The following is a 411-nucleotide window of genomic DNA, read 5'->3' as shown; positions in this document are numbered from 1 at the left end:
AGGAAGATTATGATCTATTGGAAGCCATCATGGTCTACCCTGCCAAAGAATATGACTATGACGATGATGAGCATGGATTCCTGGAATTGTTGAACCTGTTGTTCATAGCCAAGCTATCGGCAGAAGAAAAAAAGAAGAAATTAAAGAATGATTACCGCATAAACATGACGAAGGAAATCGAAGAGGAGGTCGAGATCATGTGTAACCTGAGCCAAGGTATCAAAGAAGAAGGCAGAATCGAAGGACTCGCTGAAGGTCGTGTTGAAGGACGTGCTGAAGGACGCGCTGAAGAAAAGCTAACAAGCACGATCATGCATGTCCAGGCCATGTTAGAGAGATTCCCAGATATGACAGCTACAGAGGCGATGGATATCCTCAAGGTAGAAGAAGAACTGCGAGCAAACGTCTTAG

1 pseudogene is annotated in these 411 nt (G+C 44.3%); it reads left to right on the top strand.

The window, feature by feature from the left end:
• Positions 1-17: 17 nt before the first annotated feature.
• Positions 18-411: pseudogene (locus NE665_RS24065) on the top strand (hypothetical protein); the annotation flags it as partial.

This window comes from Clostridium sp. DFI.1.208, assembly GCF_024463855.1.
Taxonomy (GTDB): domain Bacteria; phylum Bacillota_I; class Bacilli_A; order Erysipelotrichales; family Erysipelotrichaceae; genus Clostridium_AQ.
This window is presented reverse-complemented; position numbering and strand designations above follow the sequence as displayed.